The 25,897-nt window shown below is 66.7% G+C and carries 30 protein-coding genes; 20 read left to right on the top strand and 10 right to left on the bottom strand.

The window, feature by feature from the left end; translation table 11 throughout:
- Window positions 1–37: 37 nt before the first annotated feature.
- On the top strand, window positions 38–817 hold the full coding sequence (locus E4L96_RS23415; protein ID WP_135209632.1) for a ComF family protein: 780 nt from the start codon (window positions 38–40) through the stop codon (window positions 815–817).
- Entirely contained in the window at window positions 810–1,280 is a 471-nt protein-coding gene (gene trmL, locus E4L96_RS23410) for a tRNA (uridine(34)/cytosine(34)/5-carboxymethylaminomethyluridine(34)-2'-O)-methyltransferase TrmL (protein ID WP_135209631.1), read from the top strand. Before E4L96_RS23415 ends, trmL begins: the two co-directional genes overlap by 8 nt.
- Before the next feature lie 54 nt (window positions 1,281–1,334).
- On the opposite strand, the gene E4L96_RS23405 is transcribed toward trmL, so the two are convergent.
- The 3 genes from E4L96_RS23405 to E4L96_RS23395 all read right to left on the bottom strand — a co-directional run bounded on the left by E4L96_RS23405 (window position 1,335) and on the right by E4L96_RS23395 (window position 3,774).
- Window positions 1,335–1,790 carry a nuclear transport factor 2 family protein gene (locus E4L96_RS23405; RefSeq protein ID WP_135209630.1) on the bottom strand — a complete coding sequence of 152 codons (456 nt, stop codon included), beginning with the start codon at window positions 1,788–1,790 and terminating at the stop codon, window positions 1,335–1,337.
- 311 nt (window positions 1,791–2,101) lie between these two features.
- Window positions 2,102–2,584, bottom strand: a complete 483-nt coding sequence (locus tag E4L96_RS23400) for an adenylyltransferase/cytidyltransferase family protein (RefSeq protein WP_135209629.1) — start codon at window positions 2,582–2,584, stop codon at window positions 2,102–2,104.
- Window positions 2,581–3,774, bottom strand: coding sequence for a PilT/PilU family type 4a pilus ATPase (locus E4L96_RS23395; protein ID WP_135209628.1), 1,194 nt, complete (start codon window positions 3,772–3,774; stop codon window positions 2,581–2,583). The genes E4L96_RS23400 and E4L96_RS23395 overlap by 4 nt, the downstream gene beginning before the upstream one ends.
- A 143-nt stretch (window positions 3,775–3,917) precedes the next feature.
- Between E4L96_RS23395 and E4L96_RS23390 the strand changes: the two genes are divergently transcribed.
- Window positions 3,918–4,865, top strand: coding sequence for a hydrogen peroxide-inducible genes activator (locus tag E4L96_RS23390; protein WP_135209627.1), 948 nt, complete (start codon window positions 3,918–3,920; stop codon window positions 4,863–4,865).
- Between the two features lie 8 nt (window positions 4,866–4,873).
- Here the strand turns inward: E4L96_RS23390 and E4L96_RS23385 are convergent, their stop codons facing one another.
- Window positions 4,874–5,611 carry a GAF domain-containing protein gene (locus tag E4L96_RS23385; protein ID WP_135209626.1) on the bottom strand — a complete coding sequence of 246 codons (738 nt, stop codon included), beginning with the start codon at window positions 5,609–5,611 and terminating at the stop codon, window positions 4,874–4,876.
- Window positions 5,612–5,754: 143 nt separating this feature from the next.
- Between E4L96_RS23385 and E4L96_RS24695 the strand changes: the two genes are divergently transcribed.
- From E4L96_RS24695 to E4L96_RS23360, 5 genes are all read left to right on the top strand, one after another.
- Window positions 5,755–7,362: a methyl-accepting chemotaxis protein gene (locus E4L96_RS24695; RefSeq protein WP_135209625.1), complete on the top strand. Its 1,608-nt coding sequence runs from the start codon at window positions 5,755–5,757 to the stop codon at window positions 7,360–7,362.
- Window positions 7,363–7,427: 65 nt separating this feature from the next.
- Complete coding sequence (gene ubiA, locus E4L96_RS23375; RefSeq protein ID WP_135209624.1) at window positions 7,428–8,285, top strand: 4-hydroxybenzoate octaprenyltransferase; 858 nt, start codon at window positions 7,428–7,430, stop codon at window positions 8,283–8,285.
- Between the two features lie 30 nt (window positions 8,286–8,315).
- Window positions 8,316–8,636, top strand: a complete 321-nt coding sequence (locus E4L96_RS23370) for an ElaB/YgaM/YqjD family protein (RefSeq protein WP_135209623.1) — start codon at window positions 8,316–8,318, stop codon at window positions 8,634–8,636.
- A 1-nt stretch (window position 8,637) separates the two neighbouring features.
- Window positions 8,638–9,018, top strand: a complete 381-nt coding sequence (locus E4L96_RS23365) for a phage holin family protein (RefSeq protein WP_229414736.1) — start codon at window positions 8,638–8,640, stop codon at window positions 9,016–9,018.
- Complete coding sequence (locus E4L96_RS23360) at window positions 9,008–9,310, top strand: hypothetical protein (protein WP_135209622.1); 303 nt, start codon at window positions 9,008–9,010, stop codon at window positions 9,308–9,310. Before E4L96_RS23365 ends, E4L96_RS23360 begins: the two co-directional genes overlap by 11 nt.
- A gap of 3 nt (window positions 9,311–9,313) precedes the next feature.
- Here E4L96_RS23360 and E4L96_RS23355 read toward each other — a convergent pair whose 3' ends face one another.
- Entirely contained in the window at window positions 9,314–9,637 is a 324-nt protein-coding gene (locus tag E4L96_RS23355; protein ID WP_135209621.1) for a DUF1330 domain-containing protein, read from the bottom strand.
- 130 nt (window positions 9,638–9,767) lie between these two features.
- On the opposite strand from E4L96_RS23355, the gene E4L96_RS23350 reads away from it, so the two are divergent.
- Window positions 9,768–10,247 carry a MarR family winged helix-turn-helix transcriptional regulator gene (locus E4L96_RS23350; protein WP_135209620.1) on the top strand — a complete coding sequence of 160 codons (480 nt, stop codon included), beginning with the start codon at window positions 9,768–9,770 and terminating at the stop codon, window positions 10,245–10,247.
- A complete protein-coding gene (locus E4L96_RS23345) occupies window positions 10,244–11,092 on the top strand; it encodes a CPBP family intramembrane glutamic endopeptidase (RefSeq protein ID WP_135209619.1) in 849 nt (282 codons plus the stop codon). Before E4L96_RS23350 ends, E4L96_RS23345 begins: the two co-directional genes overlap by 4 nt.
- A gap of 64 nt (window positions 11,093–11,156) precedes the next feature.
- Here E4L96_RS23345 and proC read toward each other — a convergent pair whose 3' ends face one another.
- Both proC and E4L96_RS23335 read right to left on the bottom strand, forming a co-directional pair.
- Entirely contained in the window at window positions 11,157–11,969 is an 813-nt protein-coding gene (gene proC / locus E4L96_RS23340) for a pyrroline-5-carboxylate reductase (RefSeq protein WP_135209618.1), read from the bottom strand.
- A gap of 16 nt (window positions 11,970–11,985) precedes the next feature.
- Window positions 11,986–12,681: a YggS family pyridoxal phosphate-dependent enzyme gene (locus tag E4L96_RS23335; RefSeq protein WP_135209617.1), complete on the bottom strand. Its 696-nt coding sequence runs from the start codon at window positions 12,679–12,681 to the stop codon at window positions 11,986–11,988.
- A gap of 87 nt (window positions 12,682–12,768) precedes the next feature.
- Between E4L96_RS23335 and E4L96_RS23330 the strand changes: the two genes are divergently transcribed.
- The 4 genes from E4L96_RS23330 (at window position 12,769) to E4L96_RS23315 (ending at window position 16,803) form a co-directional block, all read left to right on the top strand.
- Window positions 12,769–13,812 carry a type IV pilus twitching motility protein PilT gene (locus tag E4L96_RS23330; RefSeq protein ID WP_135209616.1) on the top strand — a complete coding sequence of 348 codons (1,044 nt, stop codon included), beginning with the start codon at window positions 12,769–12,771 and terminating at the stop codon, window positions 13,810–13,812.
- An 18-nt stretch (window positions 13,813–13,830) separates the two neighbouring features.
- Window positions 13,831–14,967 carry a PilT/PilU family type 4a pilus ATPase gene (locus E4L96_RS23325; protein WP_135209615.1) on the top strand — a complete coding sequence of 379 codons (1,137 nt, stop codon included), beginning with the start codon at window positions 13,831–13,833 and terminating at the stop codon, window positions 14,965–14,967.
- A complete protein-coding gene (locus tag E4L96_RS23320) occupies window positions 14,967–15,449 on the top strand; it encodes a glutathione peroxidase (RefSeq protein WP_135209614.1) in 483 nt (160 codons plus the stop codon). The genes E4L96_RS23325 and E4L96_RS23320 overlap by 1 nt, the downstream gene beginning before the upstream one ends.
- Window positions 15,450–15,591: 142 nt before the next feature.
- Window positions 15,592–16,803: a beta propeller repeat protein gene (locus E4L96_RS23315; RefSeq protein ID WP_135209613.1), complete on the top strand. Its 1,212-nt coding sequence runs from the start codon at window positions 15,592–15,594 to the stop codon at window positions 16,801–16,803.
- 4 nt (window positions 16,804–16,807) lie between these two features.
- Here the strand turns inward: E4L96_RS23315 and glcF are convergent, their stop codons facing one another.
- The 3 genes from glcF to E4L96_RS23300 are packed head-to-tail and all read right to left on the bottom strand — an operon-like array spanning window position 16,808 to window position 20,637.
- On the bottom strand, window positions 16,808–18,046 hold the full coding sequence (gene glcF, locus E4L96_RS23310; protein ID WP_135209612.1) for a glycolate oxidase subunit GlcF: 1,239 nt from the start codon (window positions 18,044–18,046) through the stop codon (window positions 16,808–16,810).
- A 16-nt stretch (window positions 18,047–18,062) separates the two neighbouring features.
- Complete coding sequence (gene glcE, locus E4L96_RS23305; protein ID WP_135209611.1) at window positions 18,063–19,154, bottom strand: glycolate oxidase subunit GlcE; 1,092 nt, start codon at window positions 19,152–19,154, stop codon at window positions 18,063–18,065.
- A 4-nt stretch (window positions 19,155–19,158) separates the two neighbouring features.
- Window positions 19,159–20,637, bottom strand: coding sequence for an FAD-linked oxidase C-terminal domain-containing protein (locus E4L96_RS23300; RefSeq protein WP_135209610.1), 1,479 nt, complete (start codon window positions 20,635–20,637; stop codon window positions 19,159–19,161).
- A gap of 401 nt (window positions 20,638–21,038) precedes the next feature.
- Between E4L96_RS23300 and E4L96_RS23295 the strand changes: the two genes are divergently transcribed.
- The 6 genes from E4L96_RS23295 to E4L96_RS23270 all read left to right on the top strand — a co-directional run bounded on the left by E4L96_RS23295 (window position 21,039) and on the right by E4L96_RS23270 (window position 25,895).
- The gene (locus E4L96_RS23295; RefSeq protein ID WP_229414735.1) at window positions 21,039–21,431 is read left to right on the top strand and encodes a GntR family transcriptional regulator; all 393 of its coding nucleotides are present in this window, start codon (window positions 21,039–21,041) and stop codon (window positions 21,429–21,431) included.
- A complete protein-coding gene (locus tag E4L96_RS23290) occupies window positions 21,431–22,330 on the top strand; it encodes an ABC transporter ATP-binding protein (protein ID WP_135209609.1) in 900 nt (299 codons plus the stop codon). Before E4L96_RS23295 ends, E4L96_RS23290 begins: the two co-directional genes overlap by 1 nt.
- Window positions 22,327–23,001 carry an ABC-2 transporter permease gene (locus E4L96_RS23285; protein WP_135209608.1) on the top strand — a complete coding sequence of 225 codons (675 nt, stop codon included), beginning with the start codon at window positions 22,327–22,329 and terminating at the stop codon, window positions 22,999–23,001. The genes E4L96_RS23290 and E4L96_RS23285 overlap by 4 nt, the downstream gene beginning before the upstream one ends.
- A gap of 14 nt (window positions 23,002–23,015) precedes the next feature.
- Window positions 23,016–24,257 (top strand): acyltransferase family protein, encoded by a 1,242-nt coding sequence (locus tag E4L96_RS23280; protein ID WP_135209607.1) that lies wholly within the window; start codon window positions 23,016–23,018, stop codon window positions 24,255–24,257.
- A gap of 83 nt (window positions 24,258–24,340) precedes the next feature.
- Window positions 24,341–24,898 carry a cob(I)yrinic acid a,c-diamide adenosyltransferase gene (locus tag E4L96_RS23275; RefSeq protein WP_135209606.1) on the top strand — a complete coding sequence of 186 codons (558 nt, stop codon included), beginning with the start codon at window positions 24,341–24,343 and terminating at the stop codon, window positions 24,896–24,898.
- Window positions 24,899–24,911: 13 nt separating this feature from the next.
- A complete protein-coding gene (locus E4L96_RS23270; protein ID WP_167758783.1) occupies window positions 24,912–25,895 on the top strand; it encodes a rhomboid family intramembrane serine protease in 984 nt (327 codons plus the stop codon).
- Window positions 25,896–25,897 lie beyond the last annotated feature (2 nt).

Genomic DNA, 25,897 nt, shown 5'->3' with positions numbered 1-25,897 from the left:
GCGCGAGGCGTGGCGACATTTGCGCGGGGAGCAGGCCATGGCACGTGAGCTGGGGCTGGCGTGGCGGCGCTGGGTGGCTGCGGCGCTGCGCGCGGCGCTGCCATCGCACTGCGCGCTGTGCGGGATGGCGGCAGGCGGCATCATTTGCGTGCCTTGCCATGCCGATTACGTCGCACCACAGCGGCCGCGCTGCCGCGTCTGCGCCAATCCAGTGGCCGACCACCGCATCCGCACCTGCGGGCGCTGCCTTGCGCATCCGCCGCCGTTCGATGCCACCGTGGCCGCCGTCGACTACGCCGCCCCCCTGGACCGCCTGGTCCTCCAGCTCAAGTTTGCCGCCCGTCTCCCCTACGCCACCTGGCTCGCCCAAGCCATGACTGACGCCGTCCTCGCCCAGCCGCACCTCGAACTGCCGCACGTGCTCTGCCCCGTCCCGCTCGGCCCCAAGCGACTGGCTGAGCGCGGTTTCAATCAGGCCCTGGAGATCGCCCGTCCACTGTCCCGCTCCCTTGGGATCCCGCTGCGGCCACGACTCGCGTGCCGTCCGCTGGACACCCGAGCCCAATCTTCCATCAGCCCTCGGGAACGCCACGCCAATCTGCGCAACGCCTTCACCCTGCCGCCCGAAAGCGTTCACCTCGTACGCGGCCTCCACATCGGCGTGGTTGACGATGTGATGACAAGCGGCCACACTCTCGCCGCATTGGCCGCCACCCTCAAGCGCTTCGGCGCCGCGCGCGTCACCAACATCGTGTTCGCCCGTACACCCCCATCCACGGACGCGCAACCAGAAACCGAAGGAAACCGCAGTGTTTAACGTCGTCCTCGTCGAGCCCGAAATCCCACCGAACACCGGCAACGTGATCCGCCTGTGCGCCAACACCGGCGCCCAGCTGCACCTGATCGAACCGCTCGGCTTCCCACTGGACGACGCCAAGATGCGCCGCGCCGGACTGGACTACCACGATTACGCCAGCATGATAGTCCACCAGAGCTGGGACGCGTTCCTGGCCGCCGAGCAGCCGGACCTGCACCGGATGTTCGCCATGACCACGCACGGCTCCAGCCCCTTCGCCCAGCAGCAGTTCCAGCCCGGCGACTGGTTCATCTTCGGCAGCGAAACGCGCGGCCTGCGCCCCGAGCTGCGCGAGACCTTCCCGCCCGCCCAGCGCATCCGTTTGCCGATGCGGCCGGACAACCGCAGCCTCAACCTCTCGAATACCGTGGCCGTGGTGGTGTACGAAGCCTGGCGGCAGCACGGCTACGCCGGCGGCGCCTGAACGACGCGCAGAAAAATAGCCCGCCGAAGCGGGCCCGTTTGTATTACACAAGCGTCAGTGAATCGGCGGCCGCTGCGGCTGCGTGGTCTGCTGCCGCCCCAGCATGGTCCCGGCGCCGTACGCCAGGGCCGCCTTGTGCGTGTCCCCGTACTCGCAGAACCGGATCACCTTCCCGTTTCGCACGGTGAAGACGTGCATCCAGTCGCTGTCGAAGCGCTGCCCGCTGGCCTTGACGGTCCAGCCGTAGTGGCCCATGACGGCCACCTTGTCGTTCTGCGCGATGTAGTCGATGGGGCGGAAGTCCTGCACATCCTGCAGATCGCTCAGCTGCTTGAAGAAAGACGCGACTTCATCGCGCCCATAGCGGTGGCCGGAAAACGGCACCCCTTCCACCTCTGGCAGCTGCCAGTCGATGTCCTGGTCCATGTAGGACAGCAGGCGCGGCATGTCGCGTTTGATGAACGCGTCATAGCACTGCCGGACCAGGTCAATGTTTGCTTGCTCATTCATGGTCGCCTCCCTTGTTCTGAGACTTCCAGTATGTGCCGCCGCCCCGCGAGGTCAATGGTCCCCCGGTATCATTTCCCACGACTGCCCTCCCACAACAAGTTCCCGTCCCTAGCCCGTCTCCCCTCAGCGTTTGAGCAAAATCAAAAAGGTGCCTGACCCCGGTAGCGGGAAGCGCTACAAAGTCGCGGAATCCAACACCGGGGTCAGGCACCGGTTTGAGGGGGCGCAAGGGTGGCGAGGGGCGGTTTTCGGCGCGGGAACTCGGTGCCTGACCCCGGTAGCGGAAGCTGCTACCGGAGGCGGCTCAGCAGCTAGCGGTAGGCGCGGACGCGGGCGAGGAGCTTGGTGGTGGAGCGGTCGTGCTCGAAATCGATGGCGACGGCGGTGCCGCCCCAGGCGAGGACGGCCTGGCCTTCGGGGATCTCCGTCATCACGTAGTCGCCACCCTTGGCGTAGATGTCGGGGTGGGCGGCGACCACGGCTTCCAGCGCGGTGTCTTCATCGAAGTCGACCACCAGCGAGACCGATTCGAGCGCGGCCAGCACGGCCATGCGGTCGGCGCAGGTATTGAGCGGACGGTCGTCGCCCTTGCCGAGGCGCTTGACGGAGGCGTCGGTGTTGGCGGCCACCACCAGCGAGGCGCCCAGCGCGCGCGCCTGGGCGAGATAGGTCACGTGCCCGCGGTGCAAAATGTCGAACACGCCGTTGGTCATCACCACCGGTTTGGGTAGCGCGGCCACACGCGCGGCCAGTTCGTCCCGCGTGCAGATCTTGGATTCAAACGCGGCACTCACTTCTTGTCGCCTTCCTCGTCCTCTTCGTCCTCTTCGATGGCCATCGAGAGGTCGTTCGAGGTCACCGCGCCGGCACCGGCGCCCGGTTCCTTGCGGTCGCCGCGTAGCTTGATCTGCAGCCGCAGCCCGTTGGCCGAGTCGGCATTGCGGATCGCCTCCTCGTAGCTGATGTAGCCCTTGTTGTACAGCTCGTACAGCGCCTGGTCGAAGGTGCACATGCCCAGCTCGCGCGACTTGTGCATGATCTCCTTGATGCCGTGGAAGTTCCCCTTCAGGATCATCTCGCTGATGGTCGGCGTGTTCAGCAGGATCTCGATAGCCGCCTTGCGCCCCTTCCCGTCCTCGGTCCGCACCAGCCGCTGCGACACGATCGCGCGCAGGTTGGACGACAGGTCCATCAGCAGCTGGTTGCGCCGCTCTTCCGGGAAGAAGTTGATGATCCGGTCCATGGTCTGGTTGGCATTGTTCGCGTGCAGCGTGCCCAGGCACAGGTGGCCGGTCTCGGCAAACGCGATCGCGTGTTCCATGGTCTCCGTGTCGCGGATCTCGCCGATCAGGATCACGTCCGGCGCCTGGCGCAGCGTGTTCTTCAGCGCGTTGTGCCACGACAGCGTGTCCACGCCCACTTCGCGGTGCGTGATCAAACAGCCCTTGTTCTTATGCACATATTCGACCGGGTCCTCGACGGTGATGATGTGCCCCGCCGAGTTCGTATTCCGGTAGTCGATCATCGCCGCCAGCGTGGTCGACTTGCCCGAGCCGGTGCCGCCCACCACCAGCACCAGCCCGCGCTTGGTCATGATGACGTCCTTGAGCACGTCCGGCAGGTCCAGCTTCTCGAAATTTGGAATCTCGGACGCAATGGTCCGGCACACCATCGCCACCGCCTGCTGCTGCACCAAGACGTTGATGCGGAACCGCGTCGCCCCCGGGACAGAGATCGCGAAGTTGGATTCCAGCTCCACCTCGAACTCGCCGCGCTGCTTGTCGTTCATGATCGACAGCGCCAGCGCCCGCGTGATGTCGGGCGTCAGCCGCTGCTGGCTCATCGGCTTCATCGCGCCCTGGTGCTTCATCGACGGCGGGAAATCCGCCGAAATGAACAGGTCGGAGCCGCCCTGCTGGTGCATCACGGTCAGCAGCTTGTAGAGATAGGCCCGGGCTTCCTCGGGACCGAAGGTGGTGGACATGCAAAGACCTTTCGAACCGGTAAAACGTCGGGGCCATTATCGGCACCCCGCGCACGCCTGACAAGCATTTGCTGACTCTACGGCAACATTGTGTCAGGATGGTGGCATTGCGCGCACAAAACCCTTGTGATTCAATAGCCTCCATGACCTTGACTGAACTGAAATACATCGTCGCCGTCGCCCGGGCGAAACATTTCGGCCACGCGGCGGAAGCCTGCTTCGTCGCGCAGCCGACGCTGTCAGTCGCCATCAAGAAGCTGGAAGACGAGCTCGGGGTCGTGCTGTTCGAGCGCGGCGGATCGGAAGTCTCGGTCACCCCGCTGGGCCAGCAGATCGTGGCGCAGGCCGAGCGGGTGCTGGAACAGACCGCCGCCATCAAGGAACTGGCCAAGCAGAACAAGGACCCGCTGGCCGGGCCGCTGCGCCTGGGCGTAATCTACACGATCGGCCCCTACCTGTTGCCGCCACTGGTCAAGAACGTCATCGAGCGGGTGCCGCAGATGCCGCTGGTCCTGCAGGAGAACTTCACCGTGCGCCTGCTGGAGCTGCTGCGCCAGGGCGAGCTCGATGCGGCCATCATGGCGCTGCCGCTGCCGGAACATGGCATGGCCTCGCAGCCGCTCTACGACGAACCGTTCGTCGTCGCCATGCCCAAGGCGCACCCGTGGACCAAGCGGCAGGCCATCGCCGCCGAGGACCTGAAGCAGGAGACCATGCTCCTGCTGGGGAACGGCCACTGCTTCCGCGACCAGGTGCTGGAAGTGTGCCCGGAGATGGCGCGCTTTTCCGCACCGGGCAACGGCATGCAGCGCACCTTCGAAGGCTCGTCGCTCGAAACCATCCGCCATATGGTTGCCAGCGGCATCGGCCTGACCGTGCTGCCGCGCGCCTCGGTGGCGGACATGAATCCGAAAGACGGCATGCTGCGCTACGTGCCATTCGAGGAGCCGGTGCCTTCGCGCCGCGCGGTCATCGTGTGGCGCAAGAGCTTCACCCGCAAGGCCGCCATCGACGCGGTGTGCGCGGCCGTCGCAGCCTGCGACCTGCCGGGCGTGCAGATGCTCACCCACAGCGCGCTCGCTGCGGCTTGATGCTTCGTTCAGTGGCCGGTGCGCCGCTGGATTTCTTCCGACGCCATGATCGCCAGCTCGCGCAGCGCCTTGAGCTCGCGCTCGCGCAGCTTGCGCGCCTCGCGGTCCAGCACACATAGGGTGCCGAGGCGGAAGCCGTGCGCGTCCTGCAGCGGGAAGCCGGCGTAGAAACGGATGTGCGGCTCGCCCGTCACCAGCGGGTTCTCGCGGAAGCGCGGGTCCTGCAGCGCGTCCTCCACCACCATCGATTCACCCAGCAGCGCGTAGCTGCAGAAGGCCCACGAACGCGGGGTCTCGCGCAGTTCCACGCCAGTGCGGGACTTGAACCACTGACGCCGCGCGGTGAGCAGCGTCATCAAGGCCATCGGCGAATCCGTCACTTGCGCAGCCAACCAGGTCAGGCGGTCGAACACCCACTCGTCCGGCGTGCCGACCAGCTGGGCCTCGCGCAGCGCGGACAGGCGCGCCGCCTCATCGTCCGGCACCGGGTAGGCCGGCTGGAGTGCGGGCAGGAACTCGTCCGCCAGCGCGGTATCCCATTGGATCGCTTGCGGATGCCGGACCTCGCGCTCGCCCAGCACCTGCAGCACGTCGCTGCGCCTGGTGCGGCGGTGCCCGCCCGGCGTTTTCCACGACGGGATGGCGCCGCTCTCCATCCACAGCTGCGCGGTGCTGACGGCCACGCCGAGCAGTTCGGCGGCCTGGCGGGTTGTCAGGATCGGATCGGGTGGCGTGCTGGAACCCATGGGTGTTGTAAGGATGTATCTGACAAAGACACCCGCCATTATACAAAGCTCAACCCGCATTGACTTACAGAAAGAACCCCATCAGAATTGACCGCTTGGCAATCGATTTCGTCATTTTTCTGAAACCTCTTCCTGGAGTCCGCATGCCCCAGTTTTCCCAGGCCCGGGTAGGCACCCGGCTGTTCCTCTCGTTCGCCACCATCGCCGGCCTGATGCTGCTCCTGGCGGGCTTCGCGGTGCTGCGCCTGCAGGGCCTGCAGACGGCCATCGACCACGAAGAGGCCGTCCGCGGACGGAAACTGGAGCCCCTGTACGTGGCGCGGGAGGCGCTCGCGCAAACCGGTATGGCCGCCCGCAATGCCTACATCTTTGCCGATGCCGCTGCCGCGCGCCGCGAGCTCGATATCGTGGACGAGCAGAAGGCGCTCTACCTGTCCGCCCTCACCCGTCTGGAACCGGCGTTCGGCAGTGATGCCGCCTTCGCCAAAGTGAGCGCGGGCCTGCGCCAGATGGCCGCCGAGCTGGCGCGCCCGCGCAAGTACCGCGACGCCAACGACATGGAAGGCTACGGCAAATTCCTGACCGAGGAATGCAGCCCGCTGCGCCGCCGCATCGTCGCGGACATCGACGTGGTCCTCAAGCAGGTGCAGGCCGACAGCGCTGCGGCCACTCTGGCGCTGAACCAGGCCAATGCCAGCACCATCCGCTGGATCGTGGGCGTGTCGGCGCTGATCCTGGCGCTGGCCACGGCCATCGGCGTGGTGCTCGCGCGCGGCCTGCTGCGCCAGCTGGGCGGGGAACCGGTCTACGCGGCCGAAGTGGCCGGCCGCATCGCACAGGGGGAATTGATGCACGATGTGGAGATCGGCGACGCGGCCAACGACAGCCTGATGGTCGCCATGAAGTCCATGCGCGACAAGCTGGCCGGGATCGTGGCGCGCGTGCGCACCGGCACCGATGCGATCACCGCCGCCTCCACCGAGATCGCGGCCGGGAACATGGACCTGTCCTCCCGCACCGAGCACCAGGCGGGCGCGCTGGAGGAGGTTGCATCCTCGATGAAGCAGCTGGTGCAGTCGGTACGCACCAACGCAGCCGACGCGCAGGAAGCCGAGCGCCTGGCCGGCAGCGCGACCGAGGTCTCGGTCCACGGCGGCCAGGTGATGGGCCAGGTGGTGGAGACCATGGGCGCCATCAACGAGTCCTCGCGCCGCATCGCGGACATCATCGCCGTCATCGATGGCATCGCCTTCCAGACCAATATTCTCGCCCTGAATGCGGCGGTGGAAGCGGCACGCGCCGGAGAACAGGGGCGCGGCTTCGCGGTCGTCGCCAGCGAAGTGCGCAACCTGGCGCAGCGCTCGGCCGCAGCGGCCAAGGAGATCAAGGCGCTGATCGAGGACTCGGTCGGCAAGGTCGGCGCGGGCACCACGCTGGTCGAAAAGGCCGGCGGCACCATGCAGCAGGTGGTGGACGGCATCCACCGCGTTTCGGACATCATGGCCCGCATCAGCGCGGCCTCGCGCGAGCAGACCGACGGCATCGAGCAGATCGACCGCGCCATCGTGGAGCTGGACGACATGACCCAGCAGAACGCCGCACTGGTGGAGGAAGCCGCAGCGGCCGCGCAGTCGCTGCAAGCCCAGGCCACCGGGCTGGCCGAAGCGGTGGGCGTGTTCCAGCTGGCCGAGGCCCACACCCGCCTCGCCGCCCCAGCTGCGCGGCGCCTGCCCGCCCCCGCCGCGTACTGAACGCCTTCTTGCCGGGTTGGCAAACACGTTAGAATGCGACGTTTGTCAAACACCCCGAAGAAGGAATGAACAGGCTCGCACTGTATTGGCGGCTGGTCCGCCTGGACAAGCCGATCGGCATCCTGCTGCTGCTCTGGCCCACGCTCGACGCGCTGTGGCTTGCCTCGCACGGCCATCCACCGTGGGGCATCGTGGCGATCTTCGTGGTGGGCACGGTGCTGATGCGCTCCGCCGGCTGCGCCATCAACGACTACGCGGACCGCGACTTCGACCGGCACGTCAAGCGCACCGCCCAGCGGCCGCTGACCAGTGGCCGCATCCGCGCCTGGGAGGCGGTGGCCATCGCCACCGTCTTGTCCTTGATCGCCTTCATCCTGATCTGGCCCCTCAACACGCTGACCAAGCAGCTGTCGGTGGCGGCGCTGATCATCGCGGGGACGTACCCCTATTTCAAGCGCTTCTTCGCCATCCCGCAGGCCTACCTGGGGATCGCGTTCGGCTTCGGGATTCCGATGGCGTTCGCCGCCGTGCAGGACCAGGTGCCCGCGGTGGCCTGGTGGCTGCTGGTGGCCAACGTGTTCTGGGCCGTCGCCTACGACACCGAATACGCGATGGTGGACCGGGACGATGACCTCAAGATCGGCATCCGCACTTCCGCCATCACCTTCGGCCGCTTCGACGTCACGGCGGTGATGCTGTGCTACGGCGCCTTCTTCGCCATCGAGCTGGCCTGCGCCTGGGAGCTGGGGCTGCGCTGGTGGTTCGTGGCGGGGCTGGCGGTGGCGATCGGCATGTCGCTCTATCACTACGCCCTGATCAAGGACCGGGACCGCATGCGCTGCTTCGCCGCCTTCCTGCACAATAACTGGCTGGGCGCCGCCGTGTTCGCGGGGATCGCGCTAGACTATGCCCTGAGTAAATAATCAACGTATTACACAATCGGAGGAGAACCCATGATGCAAGCCATCCCCACCAAATCGTCTGCGCGCGAAAAGCTGATGGACGATCTGCGCACCGTCGTCTCGGATGCCCAGAACTGGATCAGCCAGGGCGGCCAGATGACCGGCGAAGAACTCGCGGCGCTGAAGGACAAGCTGGAACGCGCGGTGGTCGGTGCCAAGGACGAACTGGTGAAGCTGGGCGAGCCGGTTATCGAAAAGACCAAGGAAGTGGCGCAGGCCACGGACAACTACGTGCACGAGAATCCGTGGAAGTCGGTGGGCATCGGCGTGGGCGTCGGTGTCGTGATCGGCATGCTGCTCGCCCGCCGCTGACATGGCGCTGCTGGAATCGGCGGGGCGTATGGGCGCCACCCTGGTCGCGATGCTGCACACGCGGCTCGAACTGGCGGTGGTGGAGATCGAGGAGGAGTCGCAGCGCTTTTTGCGCTACCTGATCCTGTCGCTGCTCGCGCTGTTCCTGTTCGGGATCGCGAGCGTGCTGGTGGCGCTCTTCGTGATCGTGCTGTTCTGGGATTCCTACCGTCTGGCCGCCGTGGCCGGCATGGCGCTGGTGTTCATCGCCGCGGGGGCCATCCTGGCGGTCAAGGTGCGCGCGGAGATGCGCGCCAAACCGCCGCTGCTGGCCGATACCATTGGCGAGCTGCGGCAGGATATCGCCTGCATCCGCGGGCTGGGGGGCAACCATGACACATGAAACCCTGTCCGCGCGGCGCGTGCGGCTGAAGGCCGAGTGCTCGGCGCAGCGGGCGGCCATGCAGGCGGCGGTGCTGTCCATTCCGGCCCCGCGCGACCTGCTGTCTTCCTTGCCGCGTCCATCGAAGCCGGTGCTGATCGCGGCCGGCCTGGCCCTCGGCCTGTTCGTGTCCCGCCCGCGCAAGCTGCTGGCCCTCATCCCCGCCGCCGCGGGCCTGTGGAAGCTGGCCCGCCCCCTGCTCGAAACCATCCGCCAGGCCTCCAGCGCCGCAGCGCATTCGAGCCAGCTGTAATCCTCAGCCGCCCAGCACATCGACGCCTCGGTGGCCCGGCGGTACGCCGTTCACCAAGAACAGCGTGCCCTCGGTGTTCGCCGTCCGCAGAGTCTTGATGGCCTGGTAGGCGGGCGAGGCGTACCACGCCTGGGCGTGTGCCATGTCCGGGAAGCGGATCGCAACCAAGTCGCCCGCCAGCGCGCCCTCCTTCACCTCATACGGCCCGCCGTGGATGGCGAATTCGCCGCCGTACGGCGCCAGCGTGGCGTCGATGCGCTGCAGGTATTCACGCACCTCGTCATTGAAGCGAGTCTCGGTGATCAAGGCGATGGCGTAGGCGGTCATGGTGTTTCCCTCTTGCGTGTGCGTCGATGGCTGCATTCTGTCCCTCGCCATGGCGCCCGGCGATTACCTCCCACGTCATACATCTGCAAAAATACTTAAGCACTTATATAATCTGTGATATTCTTGCCGCATGAGACAAGGACTGGGCACCCAATTGCGGCATCTGATCGAACTGCTGGACGGCGACGTGGCCCAGTCCTATGTGGACGCGGGCCTCGACTACCGTCCGCGCTACACCCCCGTGATGCGCGTGCTGGCGCAGGAGGAAGCGGCCTCCGTGGGCCGCATCGCGCAGGTGGCGGGCATCACCCAGCCCGCCGCCACGCAGACCATTGCACTGATGAAGAAAGAGGGGCTGGTTACCGTCGGACCGGGCGCGGACGGCCGCGAACGCGTGGTGCGCCTGAGCGAAGCGGGGCTGGAGATGCTGCCGCAGGTGCAGGCCTGCTGGGCCGCCACCAAGGCCGCCGCCGACTCGCTCGATGCCGACCTCCCCTATGCCCTCTCCCAGTGCCTGGCCGATGCCATCGAGGCGCTGCAGAAGAAACCGTTCGGAGCCCGTATCCAGAAGGCCCGCACCGTCATCAAGAAGAAAGGTACAACACCATGAACACCGCAGTCGACGTGCAGGCCCTGCGCCCCTCCGTGGCGAAGCGTATCTTCAAGTCCACCCCGATCCGCATCGTGCTTGCCGCGCTGGTGGTGATGCTGGCGACCTTCGTGCCGATCGCCGTGATCCACTCCTGGGTACCCAAGATGTATCGCCCGCTGTGGCCCGAGCTGGTCTCCGCCACTGTCGCCCTGCTGGTCTACCGCTTCTACACGCGCCGCACGGAAAAGCGAGACGTGACGGAGCTTGCTGCGCCGCGTGCGCTGCCCGAACTGGCGGCCGGATTCGGCGTCGGCTTCGTGCTGGTCTGCGCCGTGTTGGCGGTGCAGGCCCTCTTGGGCGTGTACCACCTGGAGCGCATGAACCCGATGAGCTTCGCGGTCATCAAGCCGCTCGGCGAGATGGTCTTCGTGGGCACGCTGGAGGAACTGCTGTTCCGCGCGATCCTGTTCCGCATGCTGGCCACCGCCTGGGGCACACTGCCTGCGCTGATCGTGTCCTCGCTGCTGTTCGGCCTCGCCCACGTGCCGGGCGCCTCGCCCACGCTGCTGGCCCTGGGCGTGATCGTGGTCGCGAGTCTGATGCTGTCCGCCGCCTACCTGCGCACGCGCCGCGTGTGGCTGTGCATCGGCATCCATGTGGGCTGGAACTACACGCTGGGGACGATCTGGTCGATCGCCGTCTCCGGCCATGAGGTCAAGGAGGGTCTGTTCACCGGCCAGCTGACCGGCCCGGATTGGCTGACCGGTGGCGTCTACGGACTGGAGGGCTCAGTCGTGTCGCTGGTGGTGCTCATCATCGCGACCATCGCCCTCATGCGCCGCGCACGATTCGCCTGGGCGTGACAAGAATGCATCGCGCGCCGCCCCGTGCGTCCGCAAGGCGTGTGCACGCCGGCCGGGGGCGCGTCTAGTCGCGGCCCAGCTGTTCGCCCAGCTCGCGCCCGCGCGCGGCCGCGGCCTGCATCGCCGCGCCGATGGCCGCGGCCACTCCGCTCTGTTCCATGCTGGTGATGGCCGCATAGGTGGTGCCGCCCTTGGACGTCACCCGCTCGCGCAGCACCGTGACCGGCTCGGGCGACTGCACGGCCAGTTGCGCGGCACCGGCAAAGGTGGCTAGCGCCAGCTGGCGGCCCTGCTCCGCCGAGAGACCCATCTCTTCGGCCGCCTTCTGCATCGCCTCGATGAAGAAGAACACATAAGCCGGACCACTGCCCGATACCGCCGTCACCGGATCGATCAGCGCCTCGTCATCCAGCCACACCGTCTGGCCGACCGCGCGCATGATGCTGTCGGCCGCCGCGCGCTGCTCGCCGCTCACGCCCGCGGTGGCCACCATTCCGGTGATGCCCATGCCGATCAGCGCCGGCGTATTCGGCATGGTGCGCACGATCGCAGCGTAGCCGCCCAGCCAGCGCGCCAGGTCCGCCGCGCGGATGCCCGCCGCAATCGACAGGACCAGCTGGCGTGCCAGATGCGGCTGCAGCGCCGCCGCGACCTCGCGCATCTGTTGCGGTTTGACCGCAAGGACGACGACATCGGCCGCCGCGATGGCCCCATCGATGGTGGGAGATGTGCTCACGCTGAACTGGTGATGCAGCCGCGCCAGCGCGTCCGCATTCGGGTCCACCACATGAATGTTGGCGCCCGAGGTCAGCTTGCCCGCCAGCCCGGCGATCAATGCCGTGGCCATGTTCCCGCCACCGATGAATGCGATTTTCATAAGTTGCTCAATCGAGTCACGTCTGTTTATAAGTGCGCGCGCCGAAGATCGCGCTGCCGACGCGGACGATGGTCGCGCCTTCCTTGATCGCCGCATCCATGTCGCCCGACATGCCCATCGACAGCGTGTCCAGGTCCAGCCCGTCCGCACGCAGCGCGTCGTAGAGAGCCCGCAGTTGACGGAACGGCACGCGCTGCTGCTCCTCATCCGCCGCCGGTTCCGGGATCGCCATCAGCCCGCGCAGCCGCACGCCCGGCAGCGCAGCCACAGCGCGCGCCAGCTCCGGCAGCTCGGCCGGAGCACAGCCGCTCTTGGTCTGCTCGCCGCTCACGTTCACCTGCAGGCAGATGTTCAGCGGGCCAAGCGCCGCGGGCCGCTGTTCGGAGAGACGCTGCGCGATCTTCAGCCGCTCGACCGAATGCACCCACGCGAAGTTCTCGGCGATGGGCCGCGTCTTGTTACTTTGGACAGGCCCGATGAAATGCCACTCGATTCCCTGACCCGCCAGCGCTACAATCTTGTCCAGCGCTTCCTGCAGGTAGTTCTCGCCAAAACGGGACTGCCCGGCGCGCACCGCCGCGAGCACCGCCTCGGGCCCAAAGGTCTTCGATACCGCCAGCAGCTGCACCTCGTCCGCCCGCCGTCCCGCCTGCGTGGCGGCAGCGCCAATCCGGTCAACGACAGCTTGCAAGTTCTCGGCGATTGTGGACATAATCTTTTCAGCGGGCAACATACACGCGGGGCTGCGTTCGCGCCTGCACCAACGCGCAAGCCCATCCCCACCGGCACAGGATTATAAATGGACATCTCCGAACTTCTCGCCTTCTCCGTCAAGAACAAGGCCTCCGACCTCCACCTCTCGGCCGGCCTGCCGCCGATGATCCGCGTGCACGGCGACGTCCGCCGCATCAACCTGCCGCCGCTGGAGCACAAGGACGTCCACGGCATGATCTATGACATCATGAATGACGGCCAGCGCAAGCAGTACGAAGAGGTGCTCGAGTGCGACTTCTCGTTCGCGATTCCCGGCCTGGCGCGCTTCCGCGTCAACGCCTACAACCAGGAGCGCGGTGCCGCTGCCGTGCTGCGGACCATCCCGTCGAAAATCCTCAGCCTGGAAGACCTGAACGCGCCGCGCATCTTCGCGGAGTTTGCGCTCCGCCCGCGTGGCCTGGTGCTGGTCACCGGCCCGACCGGCTCGGGCAAGTCGACCACGCTGGCAGCGATGATCAACCACCTCAACGAAAACGAGTATGGCCACATCCTCACCATCGAGGACCCGATCGAATTCGTGCACGATTCGAAGAAGTGCCTGATCAACCAGCGCGAAGTCGGCCCGCACACCCTGTCCTTCAACAACGCGCTGCGCTCCGCACTGCGGGAAGACCCGGACGCGATCCTGGTCGGCGAGCTGCGCGACCTGGAGACCATCCGCCTCGCGCTGTCCGCCGCCGAGACGGGCCACCTGGTGTTCGGCACCCTGCACACCTCGTCCGCCGCCAAGACCATCGACCGTATCGTCGACGTGTTCCCGGCCGATGAAAAAGAGATGGTGCGCGCGATGCTGTCCGAATCGCTGCAGGCCGTGATCTCGCAGACCCTGCTCAAGACCAAGGATGGCTCCGGCCGCGTGGCTGCGCACGAAATCATGGTGGGCACGCCCGCCATCCGCAACCTGATCCGCGAAGCGAAGATCGCGCAGATGTACTCCGCGATCCAGACCGGCTCCAACGTCGGCATGCAGACGCTGGACCAGAACCTGACGGACCTGGTGCGCCGCAACGTGATCTCGTCGTCCGCTGCGCGCGCGTACGCCAAGATCCCCGAGAACTTCCCGGGTTAATCGACAGGAGCACTGACCATGGAACGCGATCAGGCCTCCAAATTCATGTTCGACCTGCTGCGCCTCATGGTGAGCAAGGGCGGGTCGGACCTCTTCATCACCGCCGGCTTCCCGCCCGCGATGAAAATCGATGGCAAGGTGACGCCAGTCTCCAACCAGCCGCTGACCGCCGCGCATACGGCGGACCTGGCGCGCGCCATCATGAACGACAAGCAGACCGCCGGCTTCGAGCTGACCAAGGAAGCCAACTTCGCCATTTCGCCGGGCGACCTGGGGCGCTTCCGCGTCTCGGCCTTCGTGCAGATGAGCTGCGTGGGCATGGTGCTGCGCGTGATTACCACCACCATTCCGAAGCTGGAAGACCTTGACCTGCCGCCGGTCCTCAAGGACGTCATCATGACCAAGCGCGGTCTGGTGATCATGGTGGGTGCCACCGGCTCCGGTAAATCGACCACGATGGCCGCGATGGTCGGCTACCGCAACGAGAACTCGCATGGCCACATCCTGACCATCGAGGATCCGGTCGAATACGTCCACCCGCACCGCAACTGCGTGGTCACGCAGCGCGAAGTCGGCGTCGATACCGAATCCTTCGAGGCGGCGCTGAAGAACTCCCTGCGCCAGGCGCCGGACGTGATCCAGATCGGCGAGATCCGCGACCGCGAGACGATGGAACATGCGATCGCGTTTGCCGAAACCGGCCACCTGTGTCTCGCCACCCTGCACGCCAACTCGGCCAACCAGGCGCTGGACCGCATCATCAACTTCTTCCCGGAAGAGCGCCGCCAGCAGCTGCTGATGGACCTCTCGCTCAACCTGAAGGCGCTGATTTCGCAGCGCCTGATTCCGAAGAAGGAAGCCAAGGGCCGCGTGGTGGCCATCGAGATCATGCTGAATTCCCCGCTGATCTCGGACCTGATCTTCAAGGGCGAAGTCCACGAGATCAAGGAAATCATGAAGAAATCGCGCGAGCTGGGCATGCAAACCTTCGACCAGGCCCTGTTCGACCTGCACGAAGCGGACAAGATCACCTACGAGGACGCGCTGCGCAACGCCGACTCGGTCAATGACCTGCGCCTGAATATCAAACTGAATGGCAAGTCGGCCAAGGACCGCGACCTCTCGGCCGGCACCGAACATCTGGGGCTGATCTGATGAACGTCTACGACTTTTCGGCGGTGGCGCTGGACGGCGCGCCGGTCGACCTGCAGCAGTATCACGGGAAGGTGGCGCTGGTCGTGAACACGGCCAGCGAGTGCGGCTTCACGCCGCAGTACCAGGGGCTGGAGGAGCTGTACCGGCGCTACCGGGACCGCGGCTTCGTCGTCCTCGCCTTCCCGAGCAACCAGTTCGGGGAGCAGGAGCCGGGCAGCGCGGACGAGATCCGCACCTTCTGCGCGTCCAAGTACGGCGTGACCTTTCCGCTGTTCGCTAAAACGGACGTCAACGGCGACAACGCGCATCCGCTCTGGCAGCACCTCAAGAAAGAAGCTCCAGGCCTGCTGGGCACCCAGGCCATCAAGTGGAACTTCACCAAGTTCCTGGTGCGGCCGGACGGCACCGTCTTCAAGCGCTATGCACCGAATACAGCGCCCGCCGACATCGCAGCGGATATCGAGGCGCTGCTCGCGGCGTAAGCACGCGGCGCCCGCCCGCGACATTTCGCGACAATCTCCCGACAATGATCCTCAGGACTTCGGAGCCCTGCCCTTTCTAAAATGGCCACGCCCCACAAGGGCGCCCGGCCGCAGGCAGTGCGGTGCTTCCCTCGAGGTATTCATGACGTTCCCACGCCTTGGGCCGGCCTGCGCGGCTGCCCTGGCCGCCCTGCTGACCGCATGCGGCGGCGGTTCGACCACCAGCACTCCTGAGACGCCCAGCGCGCCGGTCCAGACCCGCGTCGACCTCCTCGCGAGCTCGGTGCGCGGCATCGAAAGCATCGCCTTCCGTGGCAATACAGCGTATGTTTCGCTGTCCAATTCCCAGCTCGATGGCACCTCGGTGATGAAAACCACCCTGCCGCTGCAGGCCAGTTCCACCTGGACCGACGTGGCCCTCGGCAGCTGCGCGCTGGGCACCACGACGCAGTTCACGCCCACCCGCGCGCCGCGCCTCAAGGTGCTGGGGTCGAGCGTCTGGCTGTTCCAGCAGTGGTCCGACGAAAACAGCGCCACCAAAACCGAGCACTCGCTGTGCGTGCTCGAAGCGGGCAGCACCGCCTTCACGCCGCGCGATCAGGGCCTGCAAGCCTGCGCAGGCGGCTATTGCTCCACCTTGTGGATGACGGACCTGAAACAGGTCGGCAACCGGCTTTTCACCAACGCGGGCGCGGGCCTCAACGTGTTCGTGTCGGACGACCAGGGCACGAGCTGGCGCGTGCTGCTCGGGCAGTTCGACTCGATGATCTGCACGCACTCGGCATTCAGCGTTGTCGGAGACAGGGTTCTGGTGGGCGGCGAATGCCCGCTGGACGATGCCTTCCTGCGCGCCTACCCACTTACCCCTGATGTGAAACTGGCGTCGCCTGCGGAAGTGCCCCTGGCACTGCCGGTGCTGGAAAACCGCAACGTGCAGTTCATTGAACCGGTGCCGAATTCGCAGCGCGTGTTCGCTGGTGTCGAGGGTGGCCTGCTGCGCAGCGACGATGGTGGCAAGACCTTCAAGTTCGTGATCCAGCAGCCGCTGAGCGGCACGCAGAATTATCCGTACATCCGCTCGTTCGTGTCGCTGTCCGCCAAGCCCACGACACTGGTCGTAGGCGGCTTCGACAAGGCGGCCGCCAAGCCTTACCTGGCCTGGTCGTCCGATGGCGGTGACCACTGGACCGACATCTCGTCCCTGCTGCCCGGCTACTCGTCCCTCAACGGCACGCCCACGCTGGCCGAGGTCACCTCCGTCACCGAAGACCCTCAGGGCCGCATCATCGTCACCGTCAACGAAGACGCCAACGCCAAGGGCCGTCTGCTCCTGCTGACGCTCGGCGCGCGCTGAGGGGTCAGGCCAGCATCCGGTCCAGCAGCTCGATCCAGTGGGTGACTGGAAGCTGGGTGCCGGATTGGAGGTGAGTCTGGCAGCCGACGTTGGCGGAGACGATCTGGCGGGCGCCAGTCGCTTCCAGGTGAGCGAGCTTGCGGTCCCGCAGTTCGGCCGCAAGTTCCGGATGCAGCACCGAGTAAGTGCCCGCGGAGCCGCAGCACATGTGGCTCTCGTGGCACAGCACGACGTCCACACCGGCGGCGCGCAGCAGGCTTTCGACCTTGCCGCGGATTTGCTGGCCGTGCTGCAGGGTGCAGGGCGGGTGGAAGGCCACGCGCTCGTCCACCATATGGCGCGCGCGCTCCGCGACTTGCGCTTCGAATTCCGGCAGCACTTCGGACAGGTCTTTCGTCAGCAGAGAAATGCGCGCGGCCTTGGCGGCGTAGCGCTCGTCGTGAGCGAGCAGGTGGCCGTATTCCTTGACGGTGGCACCGCAGCCGGAGGCGGTCATCAGGATCGCCTCGACTTGCGGTCCGCCACTGGCCGGGTCAACGTAAGGCCACCACGCGTCGACGTTGCGGCGCATGTCATCCAGGCCTGCTGCCTGGTCGTTCAAGTGGTAGCGCAGCGCGCCGCAGCAGCCGGCCTTCGGCGCCACCAGCAGCTGCACGCCCAGCGCGTCGAGCACGCGGGCGGCGGCGGCGTTGATGTTGGGGGCCATTGCGGGCTGCACGCAGCCGTCCAGCACCAGCATCTTGCGGGCGTGTTCGCGGCGCGGCCATGCGCCTGCGTCGGCGGCGGGTTGTTGCTTCTTGCTCAAGGTCGGTGGCAGCAGGGGCGCTACGGCACGGCCGGTTTTGAAGGCGGGCGTGAAGATCCACCTGCGAGGCAGCGTTTCCTTGAGCAGGGTGCGCTTGATGCGGTCCAGCGGAGGGCGCGGCACGCGCTCTTCCACCACGCGGCGGCCGATGTCGGCCAGGCGGCCATAGCGCACCCCGGACGGGCACGTGGTCTCGCAATTGCGGCAGGTGAGGCAGCGGTCCAGGTGCAGCTGGGTCTTGCGAGTGGGCGTGGCGCCTTCCAGCACCTGCTTGATCAGGTAGATGCGGCCACGCGGGCCATCCAGTTCGTCGCCCAGGATCTGGTACGTCGGACAGGTGGCGGTGCAGAAGCCGCAGTGCACGCAAGCGCGCAGGATCGCCTCGGCTTCGTCGCCGTCCGGCGTGCCCTTGATGAAGTCGGCTAAATTCGTTTGCATGGTTTGGCTTTACCGCTTAATACATCCGTCCGGGGTTGAAGATGTGGGACGGGTCGAAGGCGTCCTTCATGCGGGAGTTGATGGCCGCGAGCGCCGGGGCGAGCGGGTGGAAGACGCCAGCCGATTTGTCCGCGCCACGGTACAGAGTCGCATGGCCGCCCGCCGCAGCGGCAGCGGAGCGGATGCGCTGCGCGGTGCCGCTGTCGGCGGCCGCCTTGAGCCAGCGCTGCGCCCCGCCCCACTCGATCAACTGCCCGCCTCCCAGCGCCAGCGCAGGCGCGGTGCTCGGCAGCGACAAGCGCCACAGCGCATCGCTCGGGGCCGCGCCGCCATCGCCAACACATGCGACGCCGAACCATGCGTGCGTTTGGTCGCGCAGGCTGTCCCAGAAGGCGCCCGCATCATCGACGCGCTGCCCGCCCAGCATGCGCACGGCGGCATCCACCGCGGCCTGCGCGCCGGAGAGGCGCAGCGTGAGCTCTCCGTCCAGCCAGCAGCTGCCCGACAGCGGCAAGGGCTGCCCGCCCCACTCGTTCAGGCGCCGCAGGGCATCCTGCTCGCTCATCTCCATCCGCAGCGTGGCCTCGCACAATGGCCGCGGCAGCACCTTGATGGAATGCTCCAGCATCAGCCCCAGCGTCCCGAGCGACCCCGCCATCAGCCGCGACACGTCATATCCCGCCACGTTCTTCATCACCTGCCCGCCAAAGCGCAGTACCTCGCCCTGCAAGTCCATGATCCTGGTTCCGAGGACGAAATCGCGCACCGCCCCACTGTTCGCGCGCCGCGGCCCCGAAAGTCCACTTGCGATCACGCCGCCTATCGTCGACGCCGGCCCAAACCGTGGCGGCTCAAACGCCAGGAACTGGTTGCGCTCCGCCAGCGCCGCCTCGATTTCCGCCAGCGGAGTCCCGCAGCGCGCCGTGATCACCAGCTCCGTCGGCTCATAATCCACGATTCCGCTGTACGCACGCGTGTCCAGCACCTCGCCAATCAAAGCCTGCCCATACCAGTCCTTGGTCCCGCCCCCGCGAATCCGCAACGGCGTGCGCAAAGCAAAGGCTGCACGAATCTGATCCCGGAATTGTTCAATCGCCTGCACCTGCATCTCCTTAAAACCGCGGCAGGTCCGCGAACGGCAACTGGCCTTTGGACACGTGCATGCGTCCGAACTCCGCACACCGGTGCAGGGTCGGAATCGCCTTGTCCGGATTGAGCAGGAAGGACACGTCGAAGGCGCGCTTCACCGCAAAGAAGGTATCCAGCTCCGCGCGCGTGAACTGGATGCACATGGAGCCAATCTTCTCGATGCCCACGCCATGCTCGCCCGTGATGGTGCCACCCACCTCAACGCACAGCGCCAAAATCGCCGCGCCAAACGCCTCCGCGCGCTCGAATTCATCCGGCTTGTTGGCATCGAACAGGATCAGCGGATGCAGGTTCCCGTCTCCCGCATGGAACACGTTGGCGCAACGCAGCCCGAACTCCTGCTCCATGCGCTCGATCCCGCGCAGCACCTGCGCCAGGTTCTTGCGCGGGATGGTGCCGTCCATGCAGTAGTAGTCCGGCGAGATGCGGCCCGCCGCCGGGAAGGCGTTCTTGCGGCCGGACCAGAACTTAAGCCGCTCCGCCTCGCTGCGCGACACCGCGATGGCCGAGGCGCCCGCGTCTTCCAGCACCGCCGACATGCGGCCGATTTCTTCTTCCACTTCCAGCTCGGTGCCATCGGCCTCGCACAGCAAGATGGCCGCGGCATCGGTGTCATAGCCTGCGTGGACAAACGGTTCCACCATGCGCGACGAGGTCCGGTCCATCATCTCCAGCCCCGCCGGGATGATGCCGGCCGCGATCACGCTGGCCACCGCATTCGCACCGGTCACCACATCGTCGAACGATGCCATGATCACGCGCGCCTGCGCGGGCTTGGGCACCAGCTTGACGGTGACTTCGGTGACGATGCCCAGCATGCCCTCCGAGCCGATGAAGACCGACAGCAGATCCAGCCCCGGCGCATCCAGCGCCTCGCCGCCCAGCTCCACCACATCGCCCTCGATGGTCGCTACGCGCACCCGCAGCACGTTGTGCACCGTGAGCCCGTACTTGAGGCAATGGACTCCGCCCGAGTTCTCGGCCACGTTCCCGCCGATGGTGCAGGCGATCTGCGAGGACGGATCGGGCGCGTAGTACAGCCCGTGCGGCGCCGCCGCCTCCGAAATCGCGAGGTTGCGCACGCCCGGCTGCACCACGGCCACGCGGGCGTAAGGATCCATGCGCACGATGCGGTTCAGGCGCGCGGTGGACACCACCACGCCATCGCTGATCGGCATCGCCCCGCCTGACAGGCCGGTGCCCGCACCGCGCGGCACGATGCGCACGCCCAGTTCCCGGCACACGTTAAGGATGGTGACGACCTGCTCCTCGTTTTCCGGCAGCGTCACGATCATCGGTAACTGGCGGTACGCGGCCAGGCCATCGCACTCGTACGGACGGGTATCTTCGGGATCGGACAGGACAACGCGCTCGGGCAGGCGGGCACGCAGCGCGGCCGCGACGGAATGGCGGCGTTCAGCGAGGGGCAGGTCGGACGGCATCCGGCCATTGTAAGCGTTTTGGCGAGCAGTCAGCATCTGGCGCGGGCAGGCACAGGCCCATCACGCACCCGCTTCGGCTTTTTCCCGGTCCCAACCAAAGTATCAAAATTCGCCACCGGGGTCAGGCCCCGTTTTGATTTCCCTCAACCATCCACGGTGGCATGCCCGACCCGCAGCACCCGGCGCCAGACCCCGGTAGCGCAAACTGCGCCAAAGTCGCGCCATCCAATACCGGGGTCAGGCTCCTTTTTGATTTCCGTCAAGCGCCGAGAGCGATGGGGTTGGGCGGCTGGGGGCCGGTGCCTGACCCCGGTCGCGGGGAACATGGGGCCGGTGACGGGCCGTGCCGCCTGAGCGTCTTTTCTGCTTGCACCCGGCGGAAAAGTGGATATACTGTGTATATGGACATGCACAGTGGCATCACGATCTCCCAAACCGACGGCCGCCCGATGTACCTGCAGATCATCGAGCAGATCCGTCACAAGGTGGCGGTGGGGGACTGGACGGCGGGCCAGGACATCCCGTCCATCCGCCAACTGGCGGCGGACCTGTGCGTCAGTGTCATCACCATCAAGCGCGCCTACCAGGAACTGGAACGCGATGGCGTGATCGTCACCGTGCAGGGCCGTGGTTCGATGGTCGCGGCGGTCCCCAACCTCGGCGGGCCGCAGCGGGAACAGGAATTCGAGGCCGCGCTGCGCCATGCGGTGCGCAGCGGCGCGTTGCTCGGCCTGGCCGCCGATGAGATTGTGGTCCGGCTGCGCCGTGCCATCGACGAGATGAAGGAGGAGTGATGGACCAGACCCTGGCCGTACGGATGCGCGGCGTATGCAAACGCTATCCCCATTTCACGCTGGACGGGATGGACCTGTCGGTGCGCCAGGGCAGCATCATGGGCTTCCTCGGGGCGAACGGCGCTGGCAAATCCACCACCCTCCGTATCCTGATGGGACTGGTACTGGCTGATGCTGGCGACGTCTGCGTGCTGGGCCACGAGATCCCGGCCGGCGGCGCCCTGGCGCGGCAGGAGATCGGGTTCGTGTCCGAGGACCTGCGCCTGTACGGCCGCGCCACCCTGCAATGGCACATGGGCTTCGTCGCGTCCTTTTACCCGCGCTGGGACCAGGCTTATGCCGAGCGCCTGCTGCGCCGCTTCGACCTGCGTCCGGCGCAGCAGATCAAGGGCATGTCGCACGGCCAGCGGGTCAAGGCGGCGCTGCTGCTGGTGCTCGCCCGCCACCCGCGCCTGCTGGTGCTGGACGAGCCGACCAGCGCCCTTGACCCGGTCGCCCGCCACGAAGTGCTGGCCACGCTCATGGAGGTGATGGGTGACGAGGAGCGCAGCGTGCTGTTCTCGTCCCACAACACGCACGAGGTCGAGCAGATTGCCGACGCGGTCACCATCATCGACCGGGGCCGGCTGCTGGAGACCGATGACAAGGAATCCTGCCTGGACCGCTGGCGCCGCCTGCGGCTCGAGGTGCCGGCCGGCGTCACGCTGCCGCGCTTGCCATCGGTCGTCGCACTGCAGGGCCACGGCCGGGCCCAGGTGCTCACCAGCAGCGACTTCGGCGCCGAGCTTACCGCGGCCCTGCAGGCGGCGGGCGCGCGCATCCACGCAGTCGAGACCATGAGCCTGGAAGAGATTTTCGTCAGCACCGTGATGCACCGCCGCGAGGAGACCACCGCATGAGCGTCCACCCCCTGCTCCACCTGCTGCGCAAGGACTGGCACCTGGTCGGCGTGCCGGTCATGGCCTATGCCATCGCCGGCGCCGCCGCCGTGATCCTGCTGGGCCTGCAAAACCAGGCCGCCTTCTACGCCGGCACCGTGCTGCTCATTACTGTGCTGGTCACGCTGGGCGTGCACCCGGCCACCGCCACGGTGGTCAGCGAACGCAAGGATCAGACTATCGCCTTCACCATGAGCCTGCCGATTTCGGCCGCCGACTATCTTCGCTCGAAGCTGGCGTTCAACCTGCTGGCGTACTTTGTGCCGTGGGGGGTCCTGCTGCTGGCCACCTGCGCCCTGTTCGCCTGGCAGGACAACCTGCCCGACGGCCTGATCCCGCTGGTGCTGATCCTGTTCGGCGCGCTGGCCATGAATGCCGTACTCATCCTCAGCGCCGCCCTGCTGACCGAATCGATGGAGACGACCATCGCCACCATGGCCGTGTGCAACCTCGCGTTTCACGGCGTGCTGTTCGGCGCGGCCAACATGTCCGCCATCGGGCCCACCCTCCATGCGCCGCATCCCGTCTGGAGCCCGGCCGTATTCGCCTTCCTCGGCACCTATGCGCTGGTGATCGCGGCCAGCCTGGCGCTGGTCACCTGGCGCCACGCCCGCAAGACCGACTTCCTCTAACCCTGGAGATCTCCATGACAACTGACAAGCAGTCCTTGGCAGCGGGCTCGGCTCGCCTGCCCGGCCTGGACGCCGTCCGCGCTTTCGCCCTCGTGCTGGGCGTGGTGCTCCACGCCACCATGTCGTTTTTCCCGGAACGCGTCTGGCTCGTGGATGACAGCGCCAGCAGCACCGGCGCCACCGTACTCTTCTACGTCATCCATATGCTGCGCATGCTCACCTTTTTCCTGCTGGCTGGGTATGTGGCCCGCATCAGCCTGCACAAGCTGGGGGCGCGCGCCTTCTTCCGCGACCGGGCGCTGCGGATCGGGCTGCCATTGGTGGCCGGCTGGCCGCTGGTGTTCGCGGCCTTCACTGTCGCCATCATCATCGCCGCCGTCATTGCCAACGGCGGCGCCATGCCAGCGGGCAAGCCGCCGGAGCAGGGATTCGGCTTGCGGACCTTCCCGCTCACCCATCTGTGGTTCCTGTATCTGCTGGCCCTGCTGTATGCCGGTCTGGCGCTCGCCCGTCCCCTGCTGCAGGCGCTCGACCTGCGCACGGGTGGGTGGTTGGGCACGGTGGCCGGCCGGGTGACCAGCTTCTTGCTGCAGCCCTGGGGTCCGCTCGTGCTGGGGTTGCCGCTGGCTGGCGCGCTGTACGCGGAACCGGGGTGGATCATGTGGTTTGGCATCCCGACGCCCGACCACGGCTTCCTTCCCGCGCCCGCGCCCTGGGTGGCATACGGGGGCGCCTTCCTGTTCGGCTGGCTGGCCCAGCGCCAGGGCGGCGCGGTCGACCGGTGGCGCCGGCACTGGGCCTGGCATCTGGGTGTCGCGCTGGCCCTGACCGGCGCCTGCCTGGGGATGGCCGGCCTGGCGCCGCGGCTGCTCCCGGCAACGCCAGGATCAGCCACGCTGGCCTACGCCGTCTGCTACGGCATCGGCGCCTGGAGCTGGGCGTTCGCCCTGACCGGCCTGGGCTTGCGCTTCTTCGACCGTCCGCATCCGCTGCGCCAGTACCTGGCCGATGCCTCCTACTGGATCTACCTCGTGCACCTGCCCTTGGTGGTGCTGCTGCAGGGCCTTGTATCGCAACAGGGGTGGCCATGGGCGCTCAAGCTGGCCAGCATCGTGGCCGGCGCCTTCGCCGTCATGCTCGCCACCTACGCCTGGATGGTCCGGGGCACCTGGGTCGGTGCGGTGCTGAATGGCCGGCGCAAGGGCCCGCTGCGCGCCCGCGCGCGCTCGTCCCAGGCCAGGCCAGCCGCCACCTGAACGCCGCTGGGGGGTGGCCCGGCATGGCGGGCGCCTACATTTTGTAATATGCTCGCCATTCTTTCAGCTACCAAGGCAAGAACATGGGCAACCGGCTCTCCAAGATTGCGACGCGCACGGGTGACAACGGCACCACCGGCCTGGGCGACGGCAGCCGCACCACCAAGGACAGCCTGCGCATCCAGGCGCTTGGCGATGTGGACGAGCTCAATTCCTTCGTCGGCCTGCTGCAATGCGAACCGCTGCCGGATGGCCTGCTCGATGAGTTGAGCGCCATCCAGCATGACCTGTTCGACCTGGGCGGAGAACTGTGCATTCCAGGCTATCAGCTGATCAAGGACGAACACGTGGAACGGCTCGATGACCTGCTCGAGAAGTACAACGCCGACCTGCCGCCGCTGAGGGACTTCATCCTCCCCGCCGGCTCGCGCGCCGCCTCGCTGGCGCACGTGTGCCGCACCGTGTGCCGCCGCGCCGAACGCGCCATCGTGGCGCTGGGCAGCGAAGAGACCATCAACGAGCAGCCGCGCCAATACGTGAACCGCCTGTCCGACCTGATGTTCGTGCTGTCGCGCGTGTTGAACCGCTTTGCGGGGCGCGACGGCGACGTGCTGTGGAATCACGAACGCAAGCGTACCTGAGCGGATGACCAGCATGGCAGAACGCTTCACCGTCCGCTTCTACATGAACACGCCGAACCGGCCAAAGAACGACTTCGGCTTTTTCGATGATGGAGTACTGGAGGTGGGGCCGGATGCGGTGACCCTCAGTGGCAAGGTGCACCGCTCCTTCCGCTTCGCGCGCCAACATGCGGAGCGTATCGAGCAGCAGAACGTGTGGAACGCGTGGAGCGACCGGGACGAAATCATCTTCGACTGCCGGGATGGGAACAAGCTGCGCACCGTGGGCTTTACGGTGTCCAGCCCCAATGATTCGCGGCGCATCATGGAGCTGCTGCCGATGCAGCAGACCAAGGACTATGCGGTGCGCCAGACGGAGCGCGAGGTGTTCTATGACCGCATCCAGCACTGGAGCCCGGGCTCGCCGGTGATGTGGACCATCCTCGCGGTCAATGTGGCGATCTTCGGCTTGATGTGGCTCGCTGGGGTCTACAAGAACCCGTCCACCACCGCGCTCGCGCTGGTGAAGTGGGGCTCGAACTTTGGCCTGCTGACGGCGCACGGCCAGTGGTGGCGGCTGGTCAGCTCCATGTTCCTGCATGGCGGCGCGCTGCACATCCTCTTCAACATGGTGGCGCTGGTGCAGATCGGAGGCTTGGTGGAACGGCTGTTCGGCAGCTCGCGCTTCATCGCGCTGTATCTGCTGGCGGGTGTCTGCGGCAGCTTCGCGAGCCTGTGGTGGACGCACGGCGTGGGCAACAGCGTGGGCGCATCGGGCGCGATCTTCGGGCTGATGGGCGGCCTGCTCGCCTTCCTCCGCAACCCGCACAGCGGCGTGCCCGCCACCGTGGTCAAGGACCTGCGCGGCTCGGCCACGGGCTTCATCCTCTTCAACATCTTCGCGGGCTTCGTCTACCCGCACACGGACAACGCAGCCCACATCGGTGGCCTGGTGGGCGGCTACCTCGCCGGCCTGCTGCTGGCGCGCTCCCTGCACGTGCCGGGAGCGCGGGCCTGAGG

The sequence above is a fragment of the Zemynaea arenosa genome, from assembly GCF_004614185.1.
In the GTDB taxonomy this organism is placed as follows: domain Bacteria; phylum Pseudomonadota; class Gammaproteobacteria; order Burkholderiales; family Burkholderiaceae_D; genus Telluria; species Telluria arenosa.
Note: the sequence above shows the minus strand (reverse complement) of the source record. Positions and strands in the feature narration are given on the sequence as shown.

Excerpts from the sequence above, each read along its gene's own strand:
- E4L96_RS23415 (WP_135209632.1), top strand. The coding sequence starts at position 38 with ATGGCACGTGAGCTGGGGCTGGCGTGGCGGCGCTGGGTGGCTGCGGCG.
- E4L96_RS23405 (WP_135209630.1), bottom strand. The coding sequence starts at position 1,790 with ATGAATGAGCAAGCAAACATTGACCTGGTCCGGCAGTGCTATGACGCG.
- E4L96_RS23395 (WP_135209628.1), bottom strand. The coding sequence starts at position 3,774 with ATGTCCACCACCTTCGGTCCCGAGGAAGCCCGGGCCTATCTCTACAAG.
- E4L96_RS23390 (WP_135209627.1), top strand. The coding sequence starts at position 3,918 with ATGACCTTGACTGAACTGAAATACATCGTCGCCGTCGCCCGGGCGAAA.
- E4L96_RS23385 (WP_135209626.1), bottom strand. The coding sequence starts at position 5,611 with ATGGGTTCCAGCACGCCACCCGATCCGATCCTGACAACCCGCCAGGCC.
- E4L96_RS24695 (WP_135209625.1), top strand. The coding sequence starts at position 5,755 with ATGCCCCAGTTTTCCCAGGCCCGGGTAGGCACCCGGCTGTTCCTCTCG.
- ubiA (WP_135209624.1), top strand. The coding sequence starts at position 7,428 with ATGAACAGGCTCGCACTGTATTGGCGGCTGGTCCGCCTGGACAAGCCG.
- E4L96_RS23370 (WP_135209623.1), top strand. The coding sequence starts at position 8,316 with ATGATGCAAGCCATCCCCACCAAATCGTCTGCGCGCGAAAAGCTGATG.
- E4L96_RS23365 (WP_229414736.1), top strand. The coding sequence starts at position 8,638 with ATGGCGCTGCTGGAATCGGCGGGGCGTATGGGCGCCACCCTGGTCGCG.
- E4L96_RS23360 (WP_135209622.1), top strand. The coding sequence starts at position 9,008 with ATGACACATGAAACCCTGTCCGCGCGGCGCGTGCGGCTGAAGGCCGAG.
- E4L96_RS23355 (WP_135209621.1), bottom strand. The coding sequence starts at position 9,637 with ATGACCGCCTACGCCATCGCCTTGATCACCGAGACTCGCTTCAATGAC.
- E4L96_RS23350 (WP_135209620.1), top strand. The coding sequence starts at position 9,768 with ATGAGACAAGGACTGGGCACCCAATTGCGGCATCTGATCGAACTGCTG.
- E4L96_RS23345 (WP_135209619.1), top strand. The coding sequence starts at position 10,244 with ATGAACACCGCAGTCGACGTGCAGGCCCTGCGCCCCTCCGTGGCGAAG.
- proC (WP_135209618.1), bottom strand. The coding sequence starts at position 11,969 with ATGAAAATCGCATTCATCGGTGGCGGGAACATGGCCACGGCATTGATC.
- E4L96_RS23335 (WP_135209617.1), bottom strand. The coding sequence starts at position 12,681 with ATGTCCACAATCGCCGAGAACTTGCAAGCTGTCGTTGACCGGATTGGC.
- E4L96_RS23330 (WP_135209616.1), top strand. The coding sequence starts at position 12,769 with ATGGACATCTCCGAACTTCTCGCCTTCTCCGTCAAGAACAAGGCCTCC.
- E4L96_RS23325 (WP_135209615.1), top strand. The coding sequence starts at position 13,831 with ATGGAACGCGATCAGGCCTCCAAATTCATGTTCGACCTGCTGCGCCTC.
- E4L96_RS23320 (WP_135209614.1), top strand. The coding sequence starts at position 14,967 with ATGAACGTCTACGACTTTTCGGCGGTGGCGCTGGACGGCGCGCCGGTC.
- E4L96_RS23315 (WP_135209613.1), top strand. The coding sequence starts at position 15,592 with ATGACGTTCCCACGCCTTGGGCCGGCCTGCGCGGCTGCCCTGGCCGCC.
- glcF (WP_135209612.1), bottom strand. The coding sequence starts at position 18,046 with ATGCAAACGAATTTAGCCGACTTCATCAAGGGCACGCCGGACGGCGAC.
- glcE (WP_135209611.1), bottom strand. The coding sequence starts at position 19,154 with ATGCAGGTGCAGGCGATTGAACAATTCCGGGATCAGATTCGTGCAGCC.
- E4L96_RS23300 (WP_135209610.1), bottom strand. The coding sequence starts at position 20,637 with ATGCCGTCCGACCTGCCCCTCGCTGAACGCCGCCATTCCGTCGCGGCC.
- E4L96_RS23295 (WP_229414735.1), top strand. The coding sequence starts at position 21,039 with ATGGACATGCACAGTGGCATCACGATCTCCCAAACCGACGGCCGCCCG.
- E4L96_RS23290 (WP_135209609.1), top strand. The coding sequence starts at position 21,431 with ATGGACCAGACCCTGGCCGTACGGATGCGCGGCGTATGCAAACGCTAT.
- E4L96_RS23285 (WP_135209608.1), top strand. The coding sequence starts at position 22,327 with ATGAGCGTCCACCCCCTGCTCCACCTGCTGCGCAAGGACTGGCACCTG.
- E4L96_RS23280 (WP_135209607.1), top strand. The coding sequence starts at position 23,016 with ATGACAACTGACAAGCAGTCCTTGGCAGCGGGCTCGGCTCGCCTGCCC.
- E4L96_RS23275 (WP_135209606.1), top strand. The coding sequence starts at position 24,341 with ATGGGCAACCGGCTCTCCAAGATTGCGACGCGCACGGGTGACAACGGC.
- E4L96_RS23270 (WP_167758783.1), top strand. The coding sequence starts at position 24,912 with ATGGCAGAACGCTTCACCGTCCGCTTCTACATGAACACGCCGAACCGG.